This is a genomic window from Burkholderia sp. Bp9142 (genome assembly GCF_003853415.1).
GTDB lineage: Bacteria > Pseudomonadota > Gammaproteobacteria > Burkholderiales > Burkholderiaceae > Burkholderia.
In genome coordinates this window covers 72,865-91,578 of record NZ_QTPP01000031.1, presented here as the reverse complement: position 1 = coordinate 91,578, position 18,714 = coordinate 72,865, and the positions used below count along the sequence as shown (strand labels likewise).

At 66.9% G+C, this 18,714-nt stretch carries 18 protein-coding genes and 1 pseudogene; 9 read left to right on the top strand and 10 right to left on the bottom strand.

Annotation, left to right across the window (positions count from 1 at the left end; translation table 11 throughout):
• Positions 1-360: 360 nt before the first annotated feature.
• From phaP to DIE22_RS38970, 3 genes and pseudogenes are all read right to left on the bottom strand, one after another.
• Positions 361-942: a TIGR01841 family phasin gene (gene phaP, locus DIE22_RS27985; RefSeq protein ID WP_124496763.1), complete on the bottom strand. Its 582-nt coding sequence runs from the start codon at positions 940-942 to the stop codon at positions 361-363.
• 457 nt (positions 943-1,399) lie between these two features.
• Positions 1,400-2,164 (bottom strand): ParA family protein, encoded by a 765-nt coding sequence (locus tag DIE22_RS27980; protein ID WP_124496761.1) that lies wholly within the window; start codon positions 2,162-2,164, stop codon positions 1,400-1,402.
• Positions 2,165-2,235: 71 nt separating this feature from the next.
• A pseudogene (locus tag DIE22_RS38970) lies at positions 2,236-2,420 on the bottom strand (DNA-3-methyladenine glycosylase); the annotation flags it as partial.
• Positions 2,421-2,468: 48 nt separating this feature from the next.
• Here DIE22_RS38970 and DIE22_RS27970 point away from each other — a divergent pair.
• Both DIE22_RS27970 and DIE22_RS27965 read left to right on the top strand, forming a co-directional pair.
• Positions 2,469-2,771: a hypothetical protein gene (locus DIE22_RS27970; RefSeq protein WP_260426780.1), complete on the top strand. Its 303-nt coding sequence runs from the start codon at positions 2,469-2,471 to the stop codon at positions 2,769-2,771.
• Positions 2,772-2,978: 207 nt separating this feature from the next.
• Complete coding sequence (locus DIE22_RS27965; RefSeq protein ID WP_124606544.1) at positions 2,979-3,173, top strand: hypothetical protein; 195 nt, start codon at positions 2,979-2,981, stop codon at positions 3,171-3,173.
• Between the two features lie 118 nt (positions 3,174-3,291).
• Here DIE22_RS27965 and DIE22_RS27960 read toward each other — a convergent pair whose 3' ends face one another.
• Both DIE22_RS27960 and DIE22_RS27955 read right to left on the bottom strand, forming a co-directional pair.
• Positions 3,292-3,843, bottom strand: coding sequence for a single-stranded DNA-binding protein (locus DIE22_RS27960; RefSeq protein ID WP_059603013.1), 552 nt, complete (start codon positions 3,841-3,843; stop codon positions 3,292-3,294).
• A gap of 103 nt (positions 3,844-3,946) precedes the next feature.
• Positions 3,947-5,134 carry an MFS transporter gene (locus DIE22_RS27955; protein ID WP_124496759.1) on the bottom strand — a complete coding sequence of 396 codons (1,188 nt, stop codon included), beginning with the start codon at positions 5,132-5,134 and terminating at the stop codon, positions 3,947-3,949.
• Positions 5,135-5,390: 256 nt separating this feature from the next.
• Here DIE22_RS27955 and uvrA point away from each other — a divergent pair, with 256 nt between their 5' ends.
• Both uvrA and DIE22_RS27945 read left to right on the top strand, forming a co-directional pair.
• A complete protein-coding gene (gene uvrA, locus DIE22_RS27950; RefSeq protein ID WP_124496758.1) occupies positions 5,391-8,276 on the top strand; it encodes an excinuclease ABC subunit UvrA in 2,886 nt (961 codons plus the stop codon).
• Positions 8,277-8,516: 240 nt separating this feature from the next.
• On the top strand, positions 8,517-9,599 hold the full coding sequence (locus DIE22_RS27945; RefSeq protein WP_185640701.1) for an AI-2E family transporter: 1,083 nt from the start codon (positions 8,517-8,519) through the stop codon (positions 9,597-9,599).
• A gap of 131 nt (positions 9,600-9,730) precedes the next feature.
• Here DIE22_RS27945 and purU read toward each other — a convergent pair whose 3' ends face one another.
• The 5 genes from purU to DIE22_RS27920 form a co-directional block, all read right to left on the bottom strand.
• The gene (purU, locus tag DIE22_RS27940) at positions 9,731-10,615 is read right to left on the bottom strand and encodes a formyltetrahydrofolate deformylase (protein ID WP_124496757.1); all 885 of its coding nucleotides are present in this window, start codon (positions 10,613-10,615) and stop codon (positions 9,731-9,733) included.
• Positions 10,616-10,665: 50 nt separating this feature from the next.
• Positions 10,666-11,523 carry an NUDIX hydrolase family protein gene (locus tag DIE22_RS27935; RefSeq protein WP_124496756.1) on the bottom strand — a complete coding sequence of 286 codons (858 nt, stop codon included), beginning with the start codon at positions 11,521-11,523 and terminating at the stop codon, positions 10,666-10,668.
• A gap of 5 nt (positions 11,524-11,528) precedes the next feature.
• On the bottom strand, positions 11,529-12,143 hold the full coding sequence (locus tag DIE22_RS27930) for a LysE family translocator (protein WP_124496755.1): 615 nt from the start codon (positions 12,141-12,143) through the stop codon (positions 11,529-11,531).
• Between the two features lie 34 nt (positions 12,144-12,177).
• Entirely contained in the window at positions 12,178-12,744 is a 567-nt protein-coding gene (locus DIE22_RS27925) for an adenine phosphoribosyltransferase (RefSeq protein WP_059526281.1), read from the bottom strand.
• 78 nt (positions 12,745-12,822) lie between these two features.
• Complete coding sequence (locus tag DIE22_RS27920; protein WP_124496754.1) at positions 12,823-14,829, bottom strand: monovalent cation:proton antiporter family protein; 2,007 nt, start codon at positions 14,827-14,829, stop codon at positions 12,823-12,825.
• A 125-nt stretch (positions 14,830-14,954) separates the two neighbouring features.
• On the opposite strand from DIE22_RS27920, the gene kdsD reads away from it, so the two are divergent.
• From kdsD to lptB, 5 genes are read left to right on the top strand one after another with little or no spacing between them, the layout of a single operon-like run.
• The gene (gene kdsD / locus DIE22_RS27915; RefSeq protein WP_124496753.1) at positions 14,955-15,938 is read left to right on the top strand and encodes an arabinose 5-phosphate isomerase KdsD; all 984 of its coding nucleotides are present in this window, start codon (positions 14,955-14,957) and stop codon (positions 15,936-15,938) included.
• Positions 15,938-16,474 (top strand): HAD family hydrolase, encoded by a 537-nt coding sequence (locus DIE22_RS27910; protein WP_124606543.1) that lies wholly within the window; start codon positions 15,938-15,940, stop codon positions 16,472-16,474. Before kdsD ends, DIE22_RS27910 begins: the two co-directional genes overlap by 1 nt.
• 3 nt (positions 16,475-16,477) lie before the next feature.
• Positions 16,478-17,092, top strand: coding sequence for an LPS export ABC transporter periplasmic protein LptC (gene lptC / locus DIE22_RS27905; RefSeq protein ID WP_124496751.1), 615 nt, complete (start codon positions 16,478-16,480; stop codon positions 17,090-17,092).
• A gap of 20 nt (positions 17,093-17,112) precedes the next feature.
• The gene (gene lptA / locus DIE22_RS27900) at positions 17,113-17,778 is read left to right on the top strand and encodes a lipopolysaccharide transport periplasmic protein LptA (protein WP_124496750.1); all 666 of its coding nucleotides are present in this window, start codon (positions 17,113-17,115) and stop codon (positions 17,776-17,778) included.
• The gene (gene lptB / locus DIE22_RS27895) at positions 17,775-18,551 is read left to right on the top strand and encodes an LPS export ABC transporter ATP-binding protein (protein ID WP_059507772.1); all 777 of its coding nucleotides are present in this window, start codon (positions 17,775-17,777) and stop codon (positions 18,549-18,551) included. The genes lptA and lptB overlap by 4 nt, the downstream gene beginning before the upstream one ends.
• Positions 18,552-18,714: the final 163 nt, after the last annotated feature.

Sequence of the window (18,714 nt, the reverse complement as noted above, 5' to 3'; positions counted from 1 at the left end):
GCCGCGACCTTCGCAAGCGAGCCGCCGAATTTGCCGACCGCGGTCCGCGCGGCCGATACGATCACTACGTCCGTCATGTTCAGTTCCTGCATTGAAATCAGTGGGTCGATCCGTATTGCGTACTGTTATTGCGTGCCGGTGCCGGTACGGCGCGGCGGCCGACGACGGCGCGTGAGCGCCACGCGGCCCGCGATGCGGCTGCACGCTCGCGCGCCCATGCACGCCGCACATCCGCCCGTCCCGGCCGCGCCCGGACACGCTGCGGCAAGCCGGACGTTCGCCGCTCGCCGCGCGGCACACGCGGCGGGCCGGCGCCCGCCGGCGCCGCTCAATCGTGTCGCGCCTGCGCGCGACACGCGGTCATGCAGCCGATTCGCGCGAAGCGGCTTCCTTGCGTGCGGTGGCGGCCGTCTGCTTGGCACCGCGCGCCGTCGTTTCGCTGACCGCTTCGAAACCGCTTTGCGCGGCCTCGATCGCTTGCCCCGTCGCTGCGCGCACGGAGTCGGCCGCGGCAGTCGCCGCGGACAGCGCCGAGTTCAGCGCGGCGACCACCGGGGCCGAGCCGGCCGGCGCATGCTTCGCCAGCTCGCCGAACACGTCCTTCACGCGCTTGTCGGTCTGCTCGTACTGAGCCTGCGCGACCTTCGTCCATTCGGCCTGCGTCGACACCGCGATGTCGAACAGATGGCGACCGTACGCGACGGCCTTGCCGGCGGCTTCCTGCGGCGCGGCGATCTGCTGCGCGAAACCCGCGGCCGGGTTGCTCGCGTTGAACGCGTTCTTCAGCTTGTCCTCGTACTCCTCGAGCGCCGTCTTGGCCGCTTGCACGTTGAGTTCGACGACAGCCTCGAAACCATTGATCGCCGGACGGGCAATCGCGAACCACGCGGCAATTCCGGATTGATAATCGGCGGCGAGTTTTTCGGGGGCAAATACGGACATCGGGCACGCTCCTGTTAGCAATGCGAGAGACGACGTAGAGAAAAAATGGAAGTCAGTTCGACGGCCTGCTTCCTTATTGACAACCCGCAGACCCTATTGAATGCGAGAAGTTGAAGATGGCCATTCTAGATGGATTGATTGTCAATTAAATGGCATCAATACTAGGTGAAAACCCTTATCGGTCGGAATGACCGTCATTCGGCCGGCGTTCAAACACAATGGGGCCACGTTGCAACACCTTGTCCGGAAATGCTTTTTACATTTTTACAGCATAGTACATGCCAGCCGCCCGCAACATTTACCCGTCATTATTCCCGTTATTGGAAAAGAGGCGCGCATTGAAAATGGAGCAGTCGCTTATGTAATCGTTTTTCCAGATTTATTTTGAAATCGTTACCGGGATTATTAATGATGGAATCAATGATCGTACAAAATACCGGATGCGCCGGCGACGATCTCATCCGGCCAGCTCGCGATGCAGCGCGCGAAACTCCTGCGCGAGCTTGTGCGCCGGCTCGAGATGGATCACCGGGGTCGACTGCTGATGCGACTCGCGGATCTTCACCGACGCCGACAGCCGCGACGCCAGCACCGGCAGCCCTTCCGCGACGAGTTCGTCGACCAGCCGCTGCGGGAGGCTCGCGCGCGGCTGGAACTGATTGATGACGATCCCTTCGACCTCGAGCGCCGCGTTGTGGTCCTGCTGGATTTCCTTCACGTTCTCGAGCAGCGTGTACAGCGCGCGGCGCGAGAAGTCGTCGCAGTCGAACGGAATCAGGCAGCGCTCGACCGCGATCAGCGCCGAACGCGTGTAGAAGTTCAGCGCGGGCGGCGTGTCGATGTAGACGGCATCGTAGGTGTCGAGCTCGTTGAGCGCGTCGCGCAGCTTGTAGATCTTGTAGCGCGACTCGAGCTTGCCGTGCAGCGTGTCGAGGTCCGGATGCGCGGGCATCACGTCGAGCCCGTCGAACGGCGTCGGATGGATGAACGACGCGACGTCGACCGGCCGGAAGTTGAACGTCAGCGCGGTCTCGAAGAATTCGGCAACGCCCGGATGCGCGTCGGTCGCGCGGTCGCCGAGCAGGTAGCGCGTGGAATTCGCCTGCGCGTCGAGGTCGATGACGAGCGTGCGCAGCCCTTCGCTCGCGCTGATCGCCGCCAGGTTGCAGACGATCGTCGACTTGCCCACACCGCCCTTCTGGTTGAATACGACCCGCCGCATTGTGTCTCCTTCGATCGAAACGTCGAAAGAACGAGCTTAGCCGGTCAATCGTGGCGGCCGCATGACATCCGTCAGATACGCGGCAGCGGGCCCGACACGTAACGGTTGCCGGGCCACCGCCACGGCAGCCCCTGCCCGACGCGAATGCCGAGCGATCGCGCGTCGGCGGCAGCCGGGCCGCGTGCATCCGGTCGAGCCCGTCAAGCAGACGGAGGAGGATCAGCACGCCCGTGCCGGTACCTTCAGGGCCGCCAACCCTCGGCGGCCGCAACGGTTGGGAATCGCGAGGTCATATGCGCACACCATGGATGTCGCAGAAATGTTGCGGCGCCGCATCCAGGCTGTTACACTAGGGAAAACCCTAGTTAGAGCTCGCGAAGGAGCAATTGTGTACCCCGTATTTTCGTTCCTGATGGATATGCTGCCGGGCCGCAGCACGGCTTCGTTTTCGCCTGCGGCAAAAGTGAACCGCGTCACACTCACGGGCACGGTTGACCGCAGCGATGGCGTAGTCCTGTCGATCGACGGTAGCAACGCGCTGGTCCGGTGGCCGACGGGTGGCAAGTCCGTTGAGCGCGTCGGCAATCTGGTCGCGATCGTTACCTAAGCCCAATCGGTCGATTGTCCGGCGCACTCGGTGCCGGTCTTGCGGACGGACAACGCGCAACCACATGGCACCCGATCGGCATCGCCCCCGCGTGATGCTTTGGACGGGAATGCAGCGGGTGCCGAGCGTGTGGGAATCGTTTCAAGCCCCTCCCCTCCAATGCGACCGGCGTGCAACTGCGCCTCCCCGCCTTTCACGATGCCTTTCATGGCGCTCATCTCGCAGCGCTCGCTCGAGGCTCGGTTCAATTTCAACGTCGACATCGTCGCCGATTCAACGTGCGCATCCCGCGCCATCGCACCGATGGCGCTGCCGAAGGCCTGGCCAATGCCATCGGAACTTCACGAATCGCACATCGGGTCACGTCAGGCTCCATTCGACGAACGGAACCCATCCGACTAGTCACGCTTCACCAGGATCGAAACACGTGTAAACGAAAAAAGACCCGAAGATCCAGGCCAAATCACTGATTCAGCTCGGAAATTCGGGTCCGTCCTTACACCTGGAACCGACGTTCCTCTCAGAACGGAATATCGTCGTCCATCTCGTCGAAGCCGCCGCCTGCCGGCGCGCTCGGACGGCTCTGGCCACCGCCTGCACCGCCGCGCGGCGCGCCGCCGGCACGACCGCCGCCACCGCCGCGTTCCATCTGTTCGCCGCCGCGACCGCCGCCACCACCACCGTAGCCGCCGCCATAACCGCCTTCGTCACCGCCGCCACCGCCGCCGCCCGAACCGCCGCGGCCGCCCAGCATCTGCATCTGGTCGGCGACGATTTCGGTCGAGTAGCGATCCTGGCCGTCCTGGCCCTGCCACTTGCGCGTGCGGATGCGCCCTTCGATATAGACCGACGAGCCCTTCTTCAAGTATTCGCTGACGATTTCGGCGAGACGGCCGAAGAACGCGACGCGGTGCCACTCGGTCATTTCCTTGAAATCGCCGCTCGCCTTGTCCTTGTAGCGATCGGTCGTCGCGAGACGGATGTTCGCAACCGCATCGCCGCTCGGCAGGTAACGGACTTCAGGATCGGCGCCGAGATTGCCGACGAGGATGACCTTGTTGACGGATGCCATGTGTTTCTCCAGTAAATTCGATGCCGGGCCGCCCGCGAATGTCGTCGGAGCGGCCCGCCGGGCAAGCCGGCGAACGCCGCCTGTGCTTGCCCGAAAAGAAGGCTCAGGCCTTGCGCGGCGGCGCTTTCATGCTGGCCGCGATTATAAGCCACGCCGCCACGAGCCCCGAGCACGCATAGAAGACGGTGTTCGCGCCGCCGTGCTTCAGCAGCCAGCCGCCCACGATGCCGCCGAGCGCGAGCCCGATCGATTGCGTGGTGTTGTAGACGCCCGTGGCCGCGCCCTTGCGCGAACCGGGCGCGAGCTTCGACACGAGCGACGGCTGCGATGCTTCCAGGATGTTGAAACCCAGGAAGTACACGAACAGGATCGCCGCCACAATCAGGATGGTATGCGGTGCGCTGCCGAGCAACAATTGGCCGATCAGGATAGCCAGAATGCCGCCGAGCAGCACCGGCTTCATCTTGCCCCGTTTTTCCGCGACGATGATCGCCGGGACCATCATCACGAACGCGAGCCCCATCACCGGCAGGTAGACCTTCCAGTGCGCGGCGACCGGCAGCCCGCCGTCGACCAACAGGCGCGGCACGACGAGGAACAGCGCCGTCTGCGTCGCGTGCAGCACGAGCACGCCGAAGTTCAGGCGCAGCAGCTCGCCGTTGTGCAGCACTTCGCCGAACGGCGCCGGCACGTGCACGGGTTTCGCCGCGTCGGGCACGACCCACACGACGACGCCGATCGCGAGGATCGACAGCACGCCGACGATCGCGAACAGCCCGCTCATCCCGACCCAGTGGAACACGATCGGCGCGCCGACGATCGCGACCGCGAACGACACGCCGATCGAGCCGCCGACCATTGCCATCGCCTTCGTGCGGTTCTGCTCGGAGGTCAGGTCGGCGATGAACGCGAGCACCGCGGACGACACCGCGCCCATCCCCTGGATCACGCGGCCGACGATGATCCACGTGATGTCGTGCGCGAACGCGGCGACGAAGCTGCCGAGCGCGAAGATCAGCAGGCCGGTGGCGATCACGGGCTTGCGGCCGAACTTGTCCGAGGCCCACCCGTAGAAGATGTACAGCAGCGACTGCGTGACGCCGTAGGCCCCGAGCGCGATGCCGACCAGCAGCACGTTGTCGCCGCCCGGGATGGTTTTCGCGTAGACCGAGAACACCGGCATGATCATGAACAGGCCGAGCATGCGCAGCGCGAAGATCGCCGCGAGCGACGTGGTCGCGCGCAGTTCGGGCGCAGTCATGCGGGAAGACGTGGCGGACGGATTGGACATCTGGAATGAATTTCGAATGATCGGAATGTCCGCCCGGCGGCGGGCGGCGAAAGATCAGGGCCACCGGCCTGGCAGGCGCTTTCCGGGGCGTGACGCGGGCAGCCCGCGGGCCGCCCGAAGCCGTGCGGCGTAGCCGCTTCCCCGGCGTGGACACCGCCTTGCTGCCGGCTGCCAGCAAAGGCTGGGGGACCCTCAACGACGGCCTCGAAAAGCCGTTATAGTAGCAGGTTTGGTTCCCTCCATTTTCGCCAGGTTCATGGAACAGATCCGTATCCGTGGGGCACGCACCCACAACCTGAAAAACGTCAATCTCGACCTGCCGCGCCACAAGCTGATCGTGATTACCGGGTTGTCCGGGTCGGGCAAGTCGTCGCTCGCGTTCGACACCCTTTATGCCGAGGGCCAGCGCCGCTACGTCGAAAGCCTGTCCGCGTACGCCCGCCAGTTCCTGCAGTTGATGGAGAAACCCGACGTCGACCTGATCGAGGGCCTGTCGCCCGCGATCTCGATCGAACAGAAGGCGACGTCCCACAACCCGCGTTCGACCGTCGGCACGGTCACCGAAATCCACGACTACCTGCGACTTTTGTTCGCACGGGTCGGCACGCCGTACTGCCCCGACCACGACATCCCGCTCGAGGCGCAGAGCGTGTCGCAGATGGTCGACGCGGCGCTCGCGCTGCCCGAGGAAACCAAGCTGATGATCCTCGCGCCCGTCGTCGCGAACCGCAAGGGCGAGCATGCCGAGCTGTTCGAGGACATGCAGGCGCAGGGCTTCGTGCGCTTTCGCGTGCGCTCGGGCGGCGGCACCGCGAACGAGGGTGTCGCGAAGATCCACGAGGTCGAGTCGCTGCCGAAGCTCAAGAAGAACGACAAGCACACGATCGACGTCGTCGTCGACCGCCTGAAGGTGCGCCCGGACATGAAGCAGCGCCTCGCGGAATCGTTCGAGACGGCGCTGCGCCTCGCCGACGGCCGCGCGATCGCGCTCGAGATGGACACCGACCACGAGCACCTGTTCAGCTCGAAGTTCGCGTGCCCGATCTGCTCGTACTCGCTGCAGGAACTCGAGCCGCGCCTGTTCTCGTTCAACAACCCGATGGGCGCGTGCCCGGAATGCGACGGCCTCGGCCAGATCACGTTCTTCGACCCGAAGCGGGTCGTCGCGCACCCGTCGCTGTCGCTCGCGGCAGGCGCCGTGAAGGGCTGGGACCGCCGCAACCAGTTCTACTTCCAGATGCTGCAGAGCCTCGCGGCGTTCTACGATTTCGACATCGACACCGCGTTCGAGGATCTGCCCGAGAAGATCCGCAAGGTGCTGCTGTTCGGCTCCGGCAAGCAGACCATCCCGTTCTCGTACATCAACGAGCGCGGCCGCACGACGATCCGCGAGCACGTGTTCGAAGGGATCATCCCGAACCTCGAGCGCCGCTACCGCGAGACCGATTCGGTCGCGGTGCGCGAAGAGCTGTCGAAGTACCAGAACAACCAGCCGTGCCCGTCGTGCGACGGCACGCGCCTGCGCCGCGAGGCGCGCCACGTGCGGGTCGGCGCCGGCGACTACGCGCGCGGCATCTATGAGATCAGCGGCTGGCCGCTGCGCGACGCGCTCGGCTATTTCGACGGCCTGACGCTCGACGGCGCGAAGCGCGAGATCGCCGACAAGGTGATCAAGGAAATCGTCGCGCGCCTGACGTTCCTGAACAACGTCGGCCTCGACTACCTGTCGCTCGAGCGCAGTGCCGAAACGCTGTCCGGCGGCGAGGCGCAGCGCATCCGGCTCGCGTCGCAGATCGGCTCGGGGCTGACCGGCGTGATGTACGTGCTCGACGAGCCGTCGATCGGCCTGCACCAGCGCGACAACGACCGCCTGATCGGGACGCTCAAGCACCTTCGCGACCTCGGCAACTCGGTGATCGTCGTCGAGCACGACGAGGACATGATCCGCACGGCCGACTACGTCGTCGACATGGGCCCCGGCGCGGGCGAGCACGGCGGCGTGGTGGTCGCCGAAGGCACGCCGAAGCAGGTCCAGTCGAACCCGCAGTCGCTGACGGGCCAGTATCTGGTCGGCAAGCGCACGATCGAGTATCCGGACGAGCGGATCTCGCCCGATCCCGAGCGGATGATGCGCATCGTCGACGCGCACGGCAACAACCTGAAGCACGTCGACCTCGAGCTGCCGGTCGGCCTGCTGACCTGCATCACCGGCGTGTCGGGTTCCGGCAAGTCGACGCTGATCAACGACACGCTGTATCACGCGGTCGCGCGTCACCTGTACGGCTCGTCGGCCGAGCCGGCGCCGCACGAGGCCATCGAGGGTCTCGAGCACTTCGACAAGGTGATCAACGTCGACCAGTCGCCGATCGGCCGCACGCCGCGCTCGAACCCGGCCACCTACACGGGCCTGTTCACGCCGATCCGCGAGCTGTTCTCGGGCGTGCCGACCGCGAAGGAGCGCGGCTACGATCCGGGCCGCTTCTCGTTCAACGTGAAGGGCGGCCGCTGCGAGTCGTGCCAGGGCGACGGCGTGCTGAAGGTCGAGATGCACTTCCTGCCGGACGTCTACGTGCCGTGCGACGTGTGCCACGGCAAGCGCTACAACCGCGAAACGCTCGAAGTGCAGTACAAGGGCAAGAACATCAGCGAAGTGCTCGACATGACGGTCGAGCACGCGTACGAATTCTTCAGCGCGGTGCCGGTGATCGCGCGCAAGCTGAAGACGCTGCTCGACGTCGGCCTCGGCTACATCCGCCTCGGCCAGTCGGCCACGACGCTGTCGGGCGGCGAGGCGCAGCGCGTGAAGCTGTCGCTGGAGCTGTCGAAGCGCGACACGGGCCGCACGCTGTACATCCTCGACGAGCCGACCACCGGCCTGCACTTCCACGACATCGCGCTGCTGCTCGAGGTGATCCACCGGCTGCGCGACCAGGGCAACACGGTCGTGATCATCGAGCACAACCTCGACGTGATCAAGACGGCCGACTGGGTGATCGACCTCGGCCCCGAAGGCGGCGCCGGCGGCGGCCAGATCATCGCGCAGGGCACGCCCGAGCAGGTCGCGAAGACCAAGGCGAGCTTCACCGGCAAATACCTCGCGCCGCTGCTCAAGCGTCCGACCCGCAAGGCGGCGGCCGGCTGACACGTTCCGTTCCCGCGCCGGCCGCCCGGCCGCGGGCGCCCGGCGCCCGCGGCGGCGCCGGCCTCCTCGTTTTCCCTTCTGCGTTTACACCACGAGCCAAACAGCGCCGTGGCGGACCATAATGGCAGCTATACTTTACGGTCGTAAGGTTCGCCATCCGCACCAATCCGGTGCGACGCCGGGCGACCGCCGTCGTGCCGCCCACCGCGCGGCACGACACACGAACGACAGGAATCCACGATGGAGAAGCAACAAGAGTCGCGCGACGCGCAGAACCGCGAGCCCCACCTGCGTAGCGTGCGGCTGACGAGCGACTTCAGCCTGCCGAAGCTGTCGGCGATCGAGACCGGCAGCTATCTGTTCGCCCTCGTCGCGATGGTGCTCGTCATCGAACTCAAGCTGCTGGGCGGGCTGCTGGCCGGCATGCTGGTCTATCAGCTGATCCACACGATCGCCCCGGTGATCGAACGCCACACGACGAGCATGCGGGCGCGCTGGGTCGCCGTCGTGCTGCTGTCGATCGCGATCGTCGGCGGGCTCACGGGCCTGACGATCGGCATCATCGATCACTTCGAGCACACGGTGCCGAACCTGCAGAGCCTGCTCGGCCAGCTGATGCAGATCGTCGAGCAGACGCGCGCACGCACGCCGGCCTGGATCGCGAACCTGCTGCCGGTCGACGTCGAACAGATGAAGGCCAAGGCGGCACTGCTGATGCACTCGCACATGGATCAGCTCCAGCAAGGCGGCAAGAGCGTCGCGCGCGGCTTCGGCCATGTGCTGTTCGGGATGATCATCGGCGCGATGATCGCGATCGGCGTCGAGCACGGCAAGGTGCGCCGTCCGCTGTCGACCGCGCTCGTCACGCGCGTGTCACGCTTCGCCGAGTCGTTCCGCCGGATCGTGTTCGCGCAGATCAAGATCTCGGCGATCAACGCGGCCTTCACCGGCATCTACCTGCTCGTCGCGCTGCCGCTCTTCCACCAGCGGCTGCCGCTGTCGAAAACACTGGTGCTCGTCACGTTCATCGTCGGGCTGCTGCCGGTGATCGGCAACCTGATCTCGAACACGCTGATCGTCGCGGTGTCGCTGTCGGTCAGCATGGGCACCGCGATCGCATCGCTCGCGTTCCTCGTCGTGATCCACAAGCTCGAGTACTTCCTGAACGCGAAGATCATCGGCGGCCAGATCGAGTCGCGCGCGTGGGAGTTGCTGCTCGCGATGCTGATCATGGAGGCCGCGTTCGGGCTGCCGGGCGTGATCGCCGCGCCAATCTTCTATGCATACCTGAAGCGCGAGCTGTACATGCTGCGGCTGATCTGACGGCCGCGCCCGCCGCCCCGCGCATCACACGCATCACGCGATAAAAAAACGCCGCGCCCCCGTGAAAGGGCGCGGCGTTCCTGTTTGCGGCAACCGACGGCCGGCGCAGGCCGGCCGACGCGAACCGCCGATCAGCGGAACACGACGGTCTTCGTCCCGTTCAGCACGATCCGGTGCTCGACGTGCCACTTCACGGCACGCGCGAGCGTCACGCACTCGACGTCGCGGCCGATCGCGGTGAGCTGGTCGGGCGTCATGCTGTGGTCGACGCGCTCGACTTCCTGCTCGATGATCGGGCCTTCATCGAGGTCGGTCGTCACGTAGTGCGCGGTCGCGCCGATCAGCTTCACGCCGCGATCGAACGCCTGGTAGTACGGTTTCGCGCCCTTGAAGCTCGGCAGGAACGAATGGTGGATGTTGATCGCGCGACCGGCGAGCTGCTGGCACATGTTCGGCGACAGGATCTGCATGTAGCGCGCGAGCACGACCAGATCGGCCTGGTGTTCGTCGATCACGTCCAGCACGCGCGCTTCCTGCGCGGCCTTCGCCGCATCGGACGACCCGCCGACGAGCGGGAAGTGATGGAACGGGATGTTGTAGCTCGCGGCGAGCTGGTAGAACTCCTTGTGGTTCGACACGATCGCCGGGATCTCGATCGGCAGCTGGCCGGTGCGATAGCGGAACAGCAGGTCGTTCAGGCAATGGCCGATCTTCGACACCATGATCACGACGCGCGGCTTCACGGCCGCATCGTGCATTTCCCAGCGCATCGCGAACTGCTCGGCGAGCGGCGCGAATTCCTTGCGAAGCGTGTCAAGCGCCGACGCGGCGTCCGCGCCGTCGGCATCCTGCTCGAAGTGCACGCGCATGAAGAACTCGCCGGTGCGGCTGTCGCCGAACTGCGCCGAGTCGAGGATGTTGTTGCTGCGCTCGAACAGGAAGCCCGAGACCGCGTGAACGATGCCGTGCCGGTCGGGGCACGACAGTTTCAAGATAAAGCTGTGATCGGTCGACATGACCGCTACTCCCTTCGTTTCGGTATTCGTCAAATAGGCCGTTCGGCGCGTTACGCGGCCGGCGCGAACAGCGCGTCGATGCCCGCGGCTTCCGCCGCCGCGAGCCAGCGGTGGCGCAGCAGCGTGTCGAGCATCGCGAGGCTCGCATCCGTCGTCGCGCGGCCTTCGCGCAGCCAGCCGATCACCTCGGGCACGCCGGCCAGCAGGTGCTCGGCCACTTCGCCGTCCTGGTTGTGCGGCGCGAAGTCGCGCGGCAGCGGCAGGTCGTACACGAAGATCAGTTCGGACTGCGTGCCTTCCGGCAGCGAGCACAGCACCTGCACCGCGCGGCCCGCGATCGCGCGCGCCGCCAGTTCGGCCGGCATGCCGGCCTCTTCCCAGCATTCCTTCGTGAGCGTCTCGTGAACGCTCAAGCCCCAGCCGATGCCGCCCGCGACGACGTTGTCGAGCATGCCGGGGTCGGTGGCCTTGGTCGCGCTGCGGCGGCCGAGCCACATCTGCGGCGCGGCGGGCGAGCCCGGCGCAGCCGCATATTCTACGATGCCGTTCAGGTGCACCGCATAAGTCTGCGTGCCGAAAAAGCGCGATGCGGCGCGCTCGATATACGCGAGCGGCGGATCGTCGAAGCGGTTGCGGATCGCATAGATCTCGTCGCGCCAGCCGGGAATCGCGCCTTCGGCGGCCAGCGCGCCGATCGCGCTCGCGAGCGCCATGCTGCGCGCGTCGACCGTGTCGTAGCGCGCCGCCAGCACGACACGCTCGTCCGTCAGCTCGAATACGTCGGGCCAGCGGGCGAGCTTCGCGACGTCCTGGCGACGCACCCAGCCCACGGCCACGCCGGCGATCTCGAAACGCAGGTGCGCGGCCGGATCGAAGCGGCGCGCGGCCGCAATGCACGGAAACGTCATCGGGCTCAGTCCTTCAGCGCGACGCGGATGCCGATCGCGATGAAGGTCGCGCCGGCAATCCGGTCGAGCCACATGCCGGCCTTCGGACGGCGCTTCAGCCAGGCGCCGATCGCGCCCGCGCCGACGCCGAACAGCGAGAAGATCGCGGCCGTCTGCAGCATGAACAGCGCGCCGAGCTCGAACATCTGCAGCGTCACGCCCTGCACGCCGTGCGGATCGACGAACTGCGGCAGGAACACGACGAAGAACAGCGTGACCTTCGGATTCATCAGGTTGCCGATCACGCTCTGCCGGAAGATCGCGCCAAGCGGCTGCGGCGGGCGCGCATGCGCATTCGCGAGGCCCTGGCTGCGCAGCGCCCTGATGCCGATCCACACGAGGTACGCGGCGCCCGCGAGCTTCAGCGTCTGGAACGCGACCGGCGACGAGCGCAGCACGGCCGCGACGCCGAGCGCCGCGAGCGTCGTATGGAACAGGATCCCGGCGGTGAAGCCGAGCGCCGCGACGAAGCCGGCCGCGCGGCCCTGCGAGATGCCGCGCGCGAGCACCTGCAGGTTGTCGGGACCCGGCGCGAACGTGATCGCGATCGACGTGGCGAGAAACAGCATGAAGTTGGGCATCGTGACCTCGCGGCGTGGGCCGGCGTTCAATGGTTCAGTGGCCGGCGAATTCGGTGACGGTATAGACGGGCAGCCCCGCATTGCGCAGCAGCGTCGAGCCGCCGAGATCGGGCAGGTCGATGATCGCCGCGCCCTCGACGACGACCGCGCCGAGCCGCTGCAGCAGGTTGCGCCCCGCCATCATCGTGCCGCCGGTCGCGATCAGGTCGTCCATGATGATCACGCGGTCGCCGGCGCGGCACGCGTCTTCGTGGATCTCGACCGTCGCGCTGCCGTACTCGAGGTCGTACGATTCCGAGCACGTCTTGTACGGCAGCTTGCCGACCTTGCGAATCGGCACGAAGCCGACGCTCAGCTCGTACGCGACGATCGGCGCGATGATGAAGCCGCGCGCGTCGAGCCCCGCGACGTAGTCGAGCTTCGCATCGACATAGCGTTCGACGAACAGGTCGACGAGGATGCGCAGCGCCTTCGGGCTCTGCAGCAGCGTCGTGATGTCGCGGAACATCACGCCCGGCTGCGGCCAGTCGGGCACCGTGCGGATCTGGCTGTGGATGAAGGCGACCGGATCGAGCGGTGCGCCCGACGACGAATGCGGCATGAAACTCTCCGAAAAAAACGGTGCGCGAAGATCGGGCACCGTTTCGAATAAATACGGGTCAGGTTATCGAATCGCGGCTCAGGCCACCGCGGCCGGCGGCTCGCGCCGATGGCGCGACAGCCGCTCCTCCGCGAGCGCGAGCGCCTCGGGCAGCCCGCGCAGCACGACGATGTCGCTCGCGCGCAGCTTGGTCTGCGGGTCGGGTTCGACGCCGCGGATCCCGTGCCGGCGGATCGCCGTGACTTCCAGCCCGAGCGCATACAGCCCGAGCTCCTCCAGCGAACGCCCGACCGCGTCCGCGCGCGCGTCGACCGGCACCGATTGTAGCCGCACCTGCTCGTGATCGTCGTCGTCCGCGTCGTCCGCGCCGCGGAAATAGCCGCGCAGCAGGCTGTAGCGCTCGTCGCGCATCTCCTCGACGCGCCGCACGACCTTGCGCATCGGCACGCCGACCAGCACCAGCGTGTGCGATGCGAGCATCAGGCTGCCCTCGACGATCTCCGGAATCACCTCGGTCGCGCCGGCCGCGAGCAGTTTCTCGAGATCGGCGTCGTCGACCGTGCGCACGATCGCCGGCAGCGTCGGCTCCAGCTCGTGCACGTGGTGCAGCACGCGCAGCGCCGACGGCGTGTTCGCATAGGTGATCGCGACGGCCGCCGCGCGATGGATACCGGCCGCGAGCAGCGACTCGCGACGCGCCGCGTCGCCGAACACGACCGATTCGCCGGCCGTCGCCGCCGCGCTCACGCGATCGGGGTCGAGGTCCAGCGCGACGTACGAAATGCCTTCCTGTTCGAGCATGCGCGCCAGGTTCTGCCCCGCGCGGCCGTAGCCGCAGATGATCACGTGGCTGCGCTGCTTGAGGCTTTGGGTCGCGATCCGCGTCATCTGCAGCGACTGCTGCATCCATTCCGTCGACGACAGCCGCATCACGATCCGGTCGGCGTTCTGGATCAGGAACGGCGCGGCGAGCATCGACAGCAGCATCGACGCGAGGATCGCCTGCAGCAGCGTCGAGTCGACGAGGTGCCGGTCGAGGATCAGGTTCAGCAGCACGAAGCCGAATTCGCCGGCCTGCGCGAGCCCGATGCCGGTGCGCATCGCGACGCCCGGCGTCGCGCCGAACAGGCGCGCGAGCCCCGCGATCATCGTCCCCTTGAACAGGATCTGCCCGACGAGGAAGCCGAGCACGAGCAACGGGTGCTCCCAGATCACGCGCGGATCGAGCAGCATCCCGGTCGTCACGAAGAACAGGCCGAGCAGCACGTCGCGAAACGGCTTGATGTCCTCTTCCACCTGGTGGCGGAACGGTGTCTCGGAGATCAGCATCCCCGCGATGAATGCGCCGAGCGCGAGCGACAGGCCGAAGCGGTCGGTGATGAACGCGGCGCCGAGCGTGACGAGCAGCAGGTTCAGCACGAACAGCTCCTGCGAGCGGCGCCGCGCGACGACGTTGAGCCAGCGTGTCATGAAGCGCTGGCCGACGATCAGCAGCAGCGCCAGCGCGATCACGATCTTGACCGCCGCGAAACCGAGCGTGAGCGCGAGATCCCTCGACGACTCGGCACCGAATGCAGCGATCACGATCAGGAGCGGCACCACCGCGAGATCCTGGAACAGCAGCACGCCGAAGATGTTGCGGCCGTGCGCGGTCTCGATCTCGAGCCGCTCGGCGAGCATCTTCGACACGATCGCCGTCGACGACATCGCAAGCGCGCCGCCGAGCGCGACGCTGCCCTGCCACGTGATGTGCACCCAGCGCTCGAACAGCGCGCCGAGCACGACCGCGAGCACGAGGGTCGCGACCACCTGCAGCAGCCCGAGCCCGAACACGAGCCGCTGCATCGCCCTCAGCTTCGCGAGCGAGAACTCGAGGCCGATCGAGAACATCAGGAACACCACGCCGAATTCCGCGAGGTGCTCGGCCCGTTCGAGGTCCGCGGCGACGCCGAACGCGTGCGGGCCGACCAGGATGCCGACGGTCAGGTAGCCGAGCATTGGCGGCAGGTTCAGCGAGCGAAAGACGACGACGCCCACCACCGAGGCCAGCAGCAGCAGCAGGGTCATTTCGAGCGGGGAAATCACGGGCAAAGCGTCCTCGTTCGTCGGTGCCACGGCAATGCGGGCGCGGGTGGTGGCGGTGGGCAAGCGACGTCGGACGAGTCCGAAGGCGCGGCGCGGCGAACAAACGCCTTTGCTATACTCCGCGCATGATAGCGAAAATCAATGATGATCGGGCGCTCGCGCTCGCCCGCGACGTGCTCGACATCGAGGCGGACGCCGTGCGCGCGCTGCGCGACCAGCTCGACGGCGACTTCGTCCAGGCCGTCGCGCTGCTGCTCGGCTGCCGCGGCCGCGTCGTGGTATCCGGCATCGGCAAATCGGGGCATATCGCCCGCAAGATCGCGGCCACGCTGGCGAGCACCGGCACGCCGGCCTTCTTCGTCCACCCGGCCGAGGCCAGCCACGGCGACCTCGGCATGGTCACGTCGGACGACGTGTTCATCGGCATCTCCTATTCCGGCGAATCGGAAGAGCTCGTCGCGATCCTGCCGCTCGTCAAGCGGATCGGCGCGAAGCTGATCGCGATCACGGGCCGTGCGGAATCGAGCCTCGGCACGCTCGCCGACGTGAACCTGAACGCCGCGGTGGCGAAGGAAGCGTGCCCGCTGAACCTCGCCCCCACCGCGAGCACGACCGCCGCGCTCGCGCTCGGCGACGCGCTCGCCGTCGCGGTGCTCGATGCACGCGGCTTCGGCTCCGAGGATTTCGCGCGCTCGCATCCGGGCGGCGCGCTCGGCCGGCGCCTGCTCACCCATGTGCGCGACGTGATGCGCTCGGGCGACGATGTGCCGAGCGTCGGGCTCGACGCGACGCTGTCGGACGCGCTGTTCCAGATCACCGCGAAGCGCCTGGGCATGACGGCCGTGGTCGACGCCGCCGGCAAGGTCGCGGGCATCTTCACTGACGGCGACCTGCGCCGCGTGCTCGCGCGCGACGGCGATTTCCGCACGCTGCCGATCGTCGACGTGATGACGCGCGAACCGCGCACGATCGGCCCCGATCAACTCGCGGTCGAGGCCGTGGAACTGATGGAGCGCCACCGGATCAACCAGATGCTGGTGGTCGATGCCGACGGCGCGCTGATCGGCGCGCTGAACATGCACGACCTGTTTTCGAAGAAGGTGATCTGATGAGCGCAGCGCTGACTGCGGCCGAACGCGCGAGCCGCGTGAAGCTGATGATTTTCGACGTCGACGGCGTGCTGACCGACGGCGGCCTGCTGTTTACCGCGGCCGGCGACGCGATGAAGTCGTTCAATTCGCTCGACGGCCACGGCGTGAAGCTGCTCGGCGAGGCCGGCATCGCGACCGCGATCATCACCGGCCGCCGCTCGGAGATCGTCGCGGCGCGTGCGAAGGAAATGAAGATCGCGCACCTGTTCCAGGGCGTCGATAACAAGCTTGCCGTGTTCGCCGACCTGATCGCGTCGCTCGGCATCGGCGCCGACGCCTGCGGCTACATGGGCGACGACTGGCCCGACCTGCCGGTGATGCTGCGCTGCGGCTTCGCGACCGCGCCGGCCAACGCACACCCCGAGGTGATCGCCCGCGCGCACTGGGTGGCCGAGGCCCGCGGCGGCGAGGGCGCGGTGCGCGAAGTCTGCGATGCGATCCTGCGCGCGCAGCGCCGCTACGACGCGCTGCTCGCGTCCGCCTGCGGAGCCTGACGGATGAATACGCATTTCCGCTGGACCCAGCTGCTGCCGCTCGTCGCGGTCGCCGCGCTCGCGGGCATCACCTGGTGGCTGCTGCAGGCAACGCTGCCGCTGCCCGGCGAGGGCGCCGTGCAGCCGAAGCGCCATACGCCCGACTATTTCGCGGACAACTTCTCGGTCACCGAGCTCGACCAGTCGGGCACGACCCAGTACCGGCTGACGGCCGCGAAGCTGATCCACTACGAAGACACCGAAAACAGCGACCTGACCGATCCGGCCATGCGCGCATTCCAGCCCGGCAAGCCGGTCGTGACGACCACCGCGAAGCGCGGCACCGTCAACGGCGACGTGTCGATCGTCGATTTGTACGACGACGCGCGCATCCTGCGCGTGGCCGGCGGCGGCGACCCGCAGATGCAGGCCGATTCCCAGCATTTCCGGATCTTCGTCAATGACGATGTGATCCAGACCGAAAAGCCGGTTAAACTTCAGCGCGGCCTGTCGCTCGTCAACGCGACCGACGGCATGAAGTACAACAACGTCACCCGGGTCATCGAGCTTTACGGCAACGTGCGCGGCACGATTGCCGCGGCGGACACGTCCGGCGGCTCGAAAGGTCAATCCAGGTGACGCATCCCTCACGTGACTGCATGAACGAACCGTTCCCTCGACAGAATTCCGGCGGCGCTGCGCGCGCCGTCCGCGCCGCGCTCGCCGCGACGCTCGTGGCGCTCCCGCTCGTCGGGCTGGCGCCGCTCGCCCATGCCGAGAAGGCCGACCAGAACAAGCCGATCAACGTCGAGGCCGACAACCTGACCTATGACGACCTGAAGCAGGTGACGGTCGCGACCGGCAACGTCGTGATCACGAAGGGCACGATCATCATCAAGGGCGATCGCGTCGAAGTGCGCCAGGATCCGGAAGGCTATCAGTACGCGACGTCGTTCGGCAGCGGCAAGAAGCACGCGACGTTCCGCCAGAAGCGCGAAGGTCTCGACGAATACATCGACGGCGACGCCGAGCGCATCGACTACGACGGCAAGCAGGACCTGACGACGCTGACGACCGCCGCCACCGTGCGCCGCCTGCAGGGCACGTCGACGATCGCCGACACCGTGCACGGCAGCGTGATCACGTACGACGGCCAGCGCGACTTCTACACCGCGAAGGGCGGCAAGGACGTCGCGACGCCGGGCAACCCGAACGGCCGCGTGCGCGCGATGCTGTCGCCGAAGAACGGCGGCCCCGGGCAGCTGAACGGCGCGCCGGCGAAGCTGTCGCCGTCGACCACGATCCAGGGAGCGCCGGGCCAATGAACGCGCTACCGAACCGCCAGCCGGCCGGCACGACCAGCTCGCTCGTCGTCCGCAACCTGAAGAAACGCTATGGCTCGCGCACGGTCGTCAAGGACGTGTCGCTCGACGTGAAGAGCGGCGAGGTCGTCGGCCTGCTCGGCCCGAACGGTGCCGGCAAGACGACGTCGTTCTACATGATCGTCGGCCTCGTGCCGACGGATGCGGGCGAAATCTCGCTGAACGGCAGCTCGATCAGCCTGCTGCCGATCCACAAGCGCGCATCGCTCGGCCTGTCGTACCTGCCGCAGGAAGCGTCGGTATTCCGCAAGCTGACCGTCGAGGAAAACATCCGCGCGGTGCTCGAACTGCAGTACGGCGAAGACGGCAAGCGGCTGTCGAAGGACGCGATCGCATCGCGCACCGAGGCGCTGCTCGACGAGTTGCAGATCGGCCACCTGCGCGAAAACCCGGCGCTGTCGCTGTCGGGCGGCGAACGCCGTCGCGTCGAGATCGCGCGTGCGCTTGCGACCAACCCGAACTTCATCCTGCTCGACGAACCGTTCGCCGGCGTCGACCCGATCGCGGTGCTCGAGATCCAGAAGATCGTCAAGTTCCTGAAGCAGCGCAACATCGGCGTGTTGATTACCGATCACAACGTCCGCGAAACGCTCGGCATCTGCGACCACGCGTACATCATCAGCGACGGTTCGGTGCTCGCCGCCGGCGCGCCGAGCGAAATCATCGAGAACGAAAGCGTGCGCCGCGTGTACCTCGGCGAACACTTCCGCATGTAACTTTCCCCCTGTGGCTGGCTGCACCCCGCCCGGCATCGCCGCGCGGGGCCGCGCCCGCGTGCCCCGCACGGCGGCCCTGCCCGCGGCCGGGCGCCGCGCCGCGCGTAATCGCGGATGGCTCAATGCGCCTGGGTCGTGGCAAACTGCCGGTATGACTCCCTCC